We start from the raw sequence: 7,703 nt of genomic DNA on the forward strand, positions 1-7,703 counted from the left end.
TAGGCGGCGGACGGGTGACGCACCGGGGCGGCGGCACTACCAGGCACGCTGGACACCGGGCCGGGGGGCGGGCAGACCCGGCACCGGGCAGTCGTCGGTCGACACCACCCGTCCGGCATGGGTCACGAGCAGACGCCGGGGATGCGCGGCAACGGCCTCGGCGACGCTGCCCGCGGCGACCGCGACGAGGTCCGCACGGCTGCCCGGCCGCAGTCCGTAGTGGTCCAGGCCCAGGGCGGCGGCGGCTTCCGTGGTGACGAGTGAGGCCGCCGTGTGCAGCTCGTCGTCGGTCATGAGGTCGGAGCGCAGGCCGATGATGGTCGCCCGCTCCAACATGTCGCCGGTGCCGTACGGCCACCACGCGTCGCGGATGTTGTCCGATCCGGCGAAGACACGGACGCCCGCCTCGCGCAGCCGCAGTACGGGCGGCATGGGGCCGGCCGGTCCATTGGTGAGGATGGACACCTCCGCCCCGGCGAGCGCCTGCGCCGTCCGGGCGAACACAACGTCCTCGACTTCGCCCAGGCAGTAGGCATGGCTGACGGTGACACGGCCGCCCAGACCGAGCGCCCTGGTCCGGGCCGCGATCGCGCGCAGCTGTGCGGCTCCCGGCTCGCCGGGGTCGTGCAGATGGATGTCGACGCCGACGCCATGTCGCTCCGCGAGCCCGAAGACGACGTCGAGCTGCCCCTCGACGTCGCCGTCGAAGCCGTGCGGGTCGAGACCTCCGACGAGGTCGGCGCCTTCGCGCAGCGCCGCGTCCAGCAGGTCGGGGACGCCTGGTGCGGTGACCACCCCGCTCTGTGGGAAGGCCACGATCTGCAGGGTGACGAGGTCGCGCACCCGCTCCCGGACCTCCAGCAACGCGTGCAGGTTCTCCAGACGGGACTGCGGGTCGACGTCGACGTGCGAGCGGGCGTGCCCGGTGCCGTGCTCCACCATGCGGTGGACCAGTGCCAGGGCGCGTTCGGTGACCGGGACGGTGAGCCGTCGACGGATGTCGAGCTCGGCGGCGACCCGGTCGCTGATCGTGCTGCCCGTCGTGTGCGGCTGCCAGGGCGCTCCGAGGAAGGTCTTGTCCAGGTGGCAGTGGCCGTCCACGAAGGCGGGCAGCAGCAGTGCGCCGGCCAGTTCGATCCGGTCGGCGTCGACGCCGCCGGGCGCTTCGGTGGGTGCGTCACCTGCCGCGGGGCGCTCGTGAACGGCTGCGATGTGACCGTCACGCAGGGACACGTCTGCGCGCCGGCCGTCCGGCAGCGTGGCGTCGGCCAGTACGACCGGGTGGGGAAGGTTGTCGTGCATGTGGTTTTTCCGGGGTGAGAGGGAGCGGCCAGGGCTGTCCCCCGGCTTGCGCCGACGCGAATGCGCCGGGCTGAAGCGGCACGCTACTTGGTATACCGAATACCAGGCAAGAGGTCTGTTCACCGGGCTAGGATGACGCGGGAGCAGCGGCGGTCGGCGGAAGGCGCGAGATGGCGGAGAGCACGCGACGTACCAGCATCGGCGCGGCGGACAAGTCCCTGCGTGACCAGGTGTACGAAGCGCTGCGCGAACGCATCATCGAGGGGGAGCTCGAACCCGGCCGGCGGGTCGTCGAACGCGATCTGGCCGCCGAGTTCGAGGTCTCCCGTGTTCCCGTGCGCGAGGCGATGCAGCGGCTGGAGACGGAAGGCTTCCTGACCACTCAGCCCCGCCGCGGCGCCCTCGTCTCCCCGGTGGGGGTGGAGGAGGCCGCCCACTTCTTCGACGTCCGCGAATCCCTCGAAGCACTCGCCGCGAGCCTTGCGGCACAACATGCCGACGCGGCGGGTCTGCGACGACTGGAGCAGCTCCTCGAACGCTCCCGGCGGGCCACGGAACACGGGCGAGCCCGGGACGTCGCAGCGCTCAACGCCGACTTCCACCGCCAGGTCGTGATCCTGTCCGGCAATCCGCTGCTCCAGAACCTCATGCAGCCCCTGGACGGACGTCTGCACCGGCTCTTCCGGCTGACGGCCCGACCCGATGACGGGCCGCTCATGTGCGGCGAACACGAGGAGCTCTTCCAGGCGCTACGGACCGGCGACGCACGAACTGCCGCCCGTCTCGCCGGAGAACACGTCGCCAACACCCGCGCAGCGGCCCTGAAGATACTCACCGACCATGCCGCGGGCCAGGAACAGCGGCCCCGTACCGCTGTCAGTTCTCGGTGAGGCTCGCCGCCGTTGCTTCCGGTTCGCCGGATCGCCCTGGCGGCGGTCCGGCTTCTCCTGCCCAGCTGCGCGGGAAGCCGGTTTTCTCCCCGGCCCGAAGGCCGGAGCGTCCTGCGGTTCACAGGTGACCCATGCCGGCCTTTCCTGCGGGCCGTGAGGCGTGGATGCACGAGCCGTGAGGCGTGGATGTACCGCTCGGCCCGGGCGCTGATGATGTGGGCGGCTCGCCGCGCCCACCCCCGTGCGGTCGGGAGGAGAGCTGCTCCGCGGGCGCGATGACGAGGGCGTCGGGTTCCTGGGCGGTGAGGCGATGGGCGGGCCGGAGCCAGGAAGCGTCCTGTTCTGGCCAGTGGACGACGGTGAGGACGGCGCCGGCGGCGTGCCAGGCGTCGGCGAATGCCGCGGCGGCCGCACGGGAGGCGTCGTCGCGGCCGCGCTGCGCGCGGGATACGAGTTGCTGACCGCGCGCCGGGAGCGGGCCGGCGTGCTCAGAGGCGATCGGGCCGCGCCCGCTCGTACCGGAGGCGGCGGCCGCGATCGCGTACCTGATCAGAACGACGGCCCTTGATGAGGCCGCCCGGCACACTCCGGGCGCGGACGGACCGCCGCCGGCCGACCTGAAGCTGCATCGCGTGCTGACGGAAACGCTGGAGGGCCGGTGGAAGGGCGACAACGCTGCGCGAGGACTCGCTGCTGCCGGGTCGAGTGGCTGACAGCCGACTTGTGCGCCTACGCGGCCGCGCAGGTCGGGTACCGGCCCCCGGGTGGGCGTCGCGCGGGTTCTGGCGGACGTGCGCCGCCCCGTCACCGCCGCGTTTGCCGGCAGCACCCTGGCCACCGCCCCCAGCACCCGCCTCCAAAGCGGCCTGGCCCTGCGCGGTGGCGCGCCCAACTACCTTTCGGAGCCGACGTCCTTCCTGCTCCACCTTCTCAGCGGACCCGCCTGGGTCACCCACACCGTCCCCGTCAGCCACGCCGCAGCACGGCCCGCCGCCGCACCGCGCTGTCAGCGCTGGTCGCGGCCGTCCTGGGACCGCGTGGCTCGCTGACCCGCCGGGCCGTGGCCGAGGCGGCCGCAGCGATCCTGCTCGTCATGGTGGCCGCGCCGACCGTCGCCCCGGCGACCGTCACACGGGTCAGGCAGGTGGCGATGACGACCTGCGCACCACCCACAGCCTCGGCCGCGCCGGCGACCCGGCCGCCGCGGCCGGGGCGGGACGGGTGGCCCCCGGCGTCCGGGGCGGGGGAAGGAACGGCGGCCCGCCGCCGCCGTCAGCGCTGCCCGTTTGTCTCTACGGCCGGACGTCGCCGGAAGGCACGCTCGCTCTGGCGCCGGTATCGACCGCGGCGCCCCCACCGACCGAGGAGAGACGGCGATGTCCGACCACACCGAGAGCGTCTACCGCGTCGTGCTCAACGACGAGGAGCAGTACTCGATCTGGCAGGCCGACCGGGAACTGCCCGCGGGCTGGCGGGCCGAGGGCACCGAGGGCGGCAAGCAGGAGTGCCTGGACCACATCGGCCGGGTGTGGACGGACATGCGTCCCGCCAGTCTGCGCCGCCGGATGGAGAGCGAGGCCGCCGGAGCGGCGACCGGTCAGGGCGGACGACAGAGCGTTTCGGCCTGACCGCCCACCGACACCGAGGGGAAGCCCGGCGATGAACTCCGTCTCCCAGCCGCGATACCGGCCGGCCCTCGTGGCGCGGGCGGACCAGCCCGAGGACGAGGAAGCCGTACCGCACGACGCCACCGATCCCGCGCCCCCCGCACCCACCGCGTACGGCGCGGACCGCACCGGGGCGCCGGCCGCCGTCGGCGGGACGCCGCTGGTGGAACTGACGAGGCTGCTGCCCGGCGCCCGATTCCGGGTCTGGGCCAAGCTGGAGTCGGTCAGTCCCGGCGGCAGCATCAAGGACCGGTCCGCCTACACCATGCTGAGCCACGCGGTCGCCACCGGTGCGGTGGTGCCCGGCAGCGGCACCGTGGTCGAGTCCAGCTCCGGGAACCTCGGCGTCGGCATGGCGCAGGCCTGCCGCGCCATGGACCTGCGGTTCGTCTGTGTGGTGGACCCGCGCACCAATCCGCAGAACATCGCGATCATGCGGGCGCTCGGCGCGGAGGTGCACACCGTCACCGAGCGCGACCCCGTCACCGGGGAGTTCCAGCCGGTGCGGATCGCGCGGGTGCGGGAGTTGGTCGCCGCGCTGCCCGGGGCGTACTGGCCCAACCAGTACGCCAACCCCCGCAACGCCTGGGCGCACCGGATCACCATGAAGGAGATCGTGGAGGATCTGGGCCGGGCCCCCGACTACCTGTTCTGCACCATCAGTTCCTCCGGCACCCTGCGCGGCTGCGCCGACCTGATTCGCGCCCGGCGGCTGCCCACCCGGGTGGTCACCGTCGACGCCGAGGGCAGCGCCATCTTCCGGCCGCCGACCGGGCGCCGGCTGATCCCGGGCCATGGCGCGGCGGTCCGTCCACCGCTCTACCGGGGCGGGCTCGCCGACGAGGTGCTGCACGTCAGCGACCTGGACAGCCTGGTGGGCTGCCGCCGTCTGGCGCTGCGCGAGGGGCTGCTGCTCGGCGGCTCCTCCGGCGCGGTGGCCACGGCCCTGGAACAGCTGAGCGGACGCATCCCGGACGGCGCCACCTGTGTGCTGATGATGCCGGACCGCGGCGAGCGCTATCTGAACACGATCTACGACGACGCGTGGGTGAAGGCTCAGTTCGGGGAGGTCACCCATTTGTGGAAGGACGACGGGGCCGACGTGGCCGAGAACGGCGAGACGACCGGGGTGACACCATGCTGACGCTCGGCAACGGAGACGTCCGACGGGTTCTGGACGGGCGGGAGCGGGAGGTGCTGGACGCCGTGCGGGGCGCGTATCTGCGCCATGCCGACGAGGAGACCTCGCTGCCGCATTCGGTGTTCCTCCGGTTCCCCGACGACACCCGCAACCGGATCATCGGGCTGCCCGCCTATCTGGGCGGGCCGGAGCCGCTGGCCGGGATGAAGTGGATCGCCTCGTTCCCCGGCAATGTCGCGGACGGCCTGGAGCGCGCCTCCGCCGCGATCATCGTCAACTCCATGCGCACCGGCCGGCCGGTGGCCCTGGTGGAGGGCTCCACCATCTCCGCCCGGCGCACCGCGGCCAGTGCGGCGCTCGCCGCGGCCGCGCTCCCGCCCGAGGGCGGTCGGGAGACGGGTGTCTCGCTGATCGGCTGCGGCGTGATCAACTTCGAGGTGCTCCGCTTCCTGCTGGTGGTACGGCCCGAGCTGAGCGACATCACGGTCTTCGATCTGGACGCCGGGCGGGCGGAGGAATTCCGTGCCCGCTGCGCCTCGGAGTTCGGCGGGGACGGGCGGGTGGTGCGGGTGGCTCGGAGCGCCGAGGCGGCGGTGGGCGCGCATCGGCTGGTGAGCCTGGCGACCACGGCCACCGTGCCGCACCTGGACCTGCGCGCGTGTCGGCCCGGCGCCCTGGTGCTGCACGTCTCGCTGCGGGACGTCACGGTGGAGGGCGTCCTGGACGCGGTGAACGTGGTGGACGACCCCGACCATGTCTGCCGGGCCGCCACCTCCGTGCATCTGGCGGAGACCCGGGTGGGTGACCGCTCCTTCATCGACGCCACCCTCGGCGAACTCCTGCGGAACGGGGACGCGGGCCACCGCGACCCCCGACGCACCACGCTGTTCTCGCCGTTCGGCCTGGGGGTGCTGGATCTGGCGCTGGCCGGGCTGGTGCTGCGCGGCGCCCGTGCGGCGGGGATCGGCACCGAGATCACCGGGTTCCTGCCGGAGCCCAGGGTCACCGAGCCCGCCTGAGCGGGCCGCCCCCTCGCCCGGCGCCCCGGGGGAGCGCCGGGCGAGGGGGCGTATGGGGAACGGCCCCCCATATTGCGGCGGTTCCTACCCACCCCCGCGCGAAGAACGGCCCCGGGGCAGGTCGGCAGGGGTCCGGGGGTACGGCCCCCGTCCCGGCGCCGGCCGGGACGGGGGCCGTACCGCGTGCGGGGCCGGGCGGGCACGGGGCCGGATCGTCCGGGCGGCAGCGGCGGTTGCGGGGGTGGCCGGGGGCGGGGGCCCGGCACAATCTGGGTGCCGCGCACGGATGCCCCGCGCGGCCGCGGTGCCGATGCTCGGTGTCACCGGCGAGAGCCGGCACAACCGAGGAGGAGAGCCCATGAGGGACCCGGTGCGGGTGAGCGTCATTGCTCTGGACCCGGTGCTGGAGGCAGGCACCCGGAGCGCCCTGGACGGCAGTCCGGAGGTGCGGCTGGCCGTCGGGGAGCAGCGGCCGGACGTGACCGTGGTCGTGGTCGACCGGGTGGCCGACCCCGTGCTGGACCTGGTGCGCCGCACCCGGGCCGCCGAGCACCGTCCGGAGGTCGTCCTCGTGGCCACCGAACTGGGCCCGGTGGAGGCGCTGCACGCCATCGCCACGGGCGCCCGGGGCCTGCTGCGCCGCCGCGAGACCAACGGCCCGCGGCTGGCCCACGCGGTGCTGGCCGCGGCCGGCGGGGACTGCGCGGTGCCGCCCGACCTGCTGGACGGACTCCTGGAGCACCGTGCGGAGGGCGCCGCCCCGGGCGTCGCCGACGCCTGGGGCGCGGCGGGGCTCAGCGAACGCGAACGCGCGGTGCTGCGGCTGGTCGCCGACGGCCGCGAGACCAGCGAGATAGCGGACGAACTCTGCTACTCGGTGCGGACGGTGACCACCGTCCTGCACAACGTCACCCAGCGGTTCCGGCTGAAGAACCGCGCCCACGCGGTCGCCTACGCGCTGCGGGCGGGTCTGCTGTGAGCCGCGCGACGCCGGCCGGCCGCGCGCTCGCGCACGCCTCCGCGGCATACGGCTCCGCACCGGAACGTACGCCGGTACGCGTCCATGTGCGCGCCGCCGACGACGGCCTGCGCCGGTCGTGGCATCAGCGGCTCACCGGGGCCGGCATCCCGCTCGCGGAGGGGCCGCGGCCGGATCCCGGGCTGGTGCTGCTGGCCGCCGGCCGCACCGTGGACGAGGCGGTGGATTCCTGCCCGTCTGCGGAGGGCCGGGACCGGGACCGCCGACGGGTCCTGGTGGCAGCCCAGTTGGTCTCCCCCGACAGTGTGCTGCGGGCCGTGCGGGCGGGCGCCCGGACCATCCTGCGGACCGCCGACGCCACTCCGGCGCAGCTGGTGGCCGCCGTGCACTCCGCGCACCACGGCGACGGCCGGCTGCCCTACGGGGTGCTGGTGCGTCTGCTGGGCACCGCGCACCAGCCCTGCCCCGGCCCCGTGGCGCCGGCCCCCGACGCCGCGCGTACGCCGCAGGCGGCGGCTCCGCTCACCCCGCGCCAGACGGCGGTGCTCACCCTGGTCGCCGAGGGCCACGGCAACGCGGTGATCGCCCGCGCCCTGTCCTGCTCGGAGCACACCGTCAAGAACGTCATCTACGAACTGATGGCCCGGCTCCAGGTGCGCAACCGGGCCCACGCGGTGGCACGCGCGGTGCGGGCCGGTCTGATCT

8 protein-coding genes are annotated in these 7,703 nt (G+C 74.3%); 7 read left to right on the top strand and 1 reads right to left on the bottom strand.

Translation table 11 applies throughout. From position 1 onward, the window contains the following. Nucleotides 1-36 precede the first annotated feature (36 nt). A complete protein-coding gene (locus WA762_RS35135; protein WP_335941651.1) occupies nt 37-1,302 on the bottom strand; it encodes an amidohydrolase family protein in 1,266 nt (421 codons plus the stop codon). Nucleotides 1,303-1,472: 170 nt separating this feature from the next. Between WA762_RS35135 and WA762_RS35140 the strand changes: the two genes are divergently transcribed. The 7 genes from WA762_RS35140 to WA762_RS35170 form a co-directional block, all read left to right on the top strand. Further along, nucleotides 1,473-2,192 (top strand): GntR family transcriptional regulator, encoded by a 720-nt coding sequence (locus WA762_RS35140; protein WP_335941652.1) that lies wholly within the window; start codon nt 1,473-1,475, stop codon nt 2,190-2,192. A 764-nt stretch (nt 2,193-2,956) separates the two neighbouring features. Next, nucleotides 2,957-3,241, top strand: coding sequence for a hypothetical protein (locus WA762_RS35145; protein ID WP_335941653.1), 285 nt, complete (start codon nt 2,957-2,959; stop codon nt 3,239-3,241). A gap of 327 nt (nt 3,242-3,568) precedes the next feature. Then, nucleotides 3,569-3,820: an MbtH family protein gene (locus tag WA762_RS35150; RefSeq protein WP_335941654.1), complete on the top strand. Its 252-nt coding sequence runs from the start codon at nt 3,569-3,571 to the stop codon at nt 3,818-3,820. 31 nt (nt 3,821-3,851) lie between these two features. After that, on the top strand, nt 3,852-5,003 hold the full coding sequence (gene sbnA, locus WA762_RS35155) for a 2,3-diaminopropionate biosynthesis protein SbnA (RefSeq protein WP_335941655.1): 1,152 nt from the start codon (nt 3,852-3,854) through the stop codon (nt 5,001-5,003). Continuing rightward, nucleotides 4,997-6,019 carry a 2,3-diaminopropionate biosynthesis protein SbnB gene (gene sbnB, locus WA762_RS35160; protein ID WP_335941656.1) on the top strand — a complete coding sequence of 341 codons (1,023 nt, stop codon included), beginning with the start codon at nt 4,997-4,999 and terminating at the stop codon, nt 6,017-6,019. The genes sbnA and sbnB overlap by 7 nt, the downstream gene beginning before the upstream one ends. 358 nt (nt 6,020-6,377) lie before the next feature. Then, complete coding sequence (locus tag WA762_RS35165) at nt 6,378-6,998, top strand: helix-turn-helix transcriptional regulator (RefSeq protein WP_335941657.1); 621 nt, start codon at nt 6,378-6,380, stop codon at nt 6,996-6,998. Next, nucleotides 6,995-7,703, top strand: a 709-nt coding sequence (locus WA762_RS35170; RefSeq protein WP_335941658.1) for a response regulator transcription factor, incomplete at its 3' end; no start/stop codon positions are given. The genes WA762_RS35165 and WA762_RS35170, both read left to right, overlap by 4 nt.

The organism is Streptomyces tyrfis (assembly GCF_037034285.1).
Classification (GTDB): Bacteria; Actinomycetota; Actinomycetes; order Streptomycetales; family Streptomycetaceae; genus Streptomyces.

Excerpts from the sequence above, each read along its gene's own strand:
- sbnB (WP_335941656.1), top strand. The coding sequence starts at position 4,997 with ATGCTGACGCTCGGCAACGGAGACGTCCGACGGGTTCTGGACGGGCGG.
- WA762_RS35135 (WP_335941651.1), bottom strand. The coding sequence starts at position 1,302 with ATGCACGACAACCTTCCCCACCCGGTCGTACTGGCCGACGCCACGCTG.
- WA762_RS35150 (WP_335941654.1), top strand. The coding sequence starts at position 3,569 with ATGTCCGACCACACCGAGAGCGTCTACCGCGTCGTGCTCAACGACGAG.
- WA762_RS35165 (WP_335941657.1), top strand. The coding sequence starts at position 6,378 with ATGAGGGACCCGGTGCGGGTGAGCGTCATTGCTCTGGACCCGGTGCTG.
- WA762_RS35140 (WP_335941652.1), top strand. The coding sequence starts at position 1,473 with ATGGCGGAGAGCACGCGACGTACCAGCATCGGCGCGGCGGACAAGTCC.
- sbnA (WP_335941655.1), top strand. The coding sequence starts at position 3,852 with ATGAACTCCGTCTCCCAGCCGCGATACCGGCCGGCCCTCGTGGCGCGG.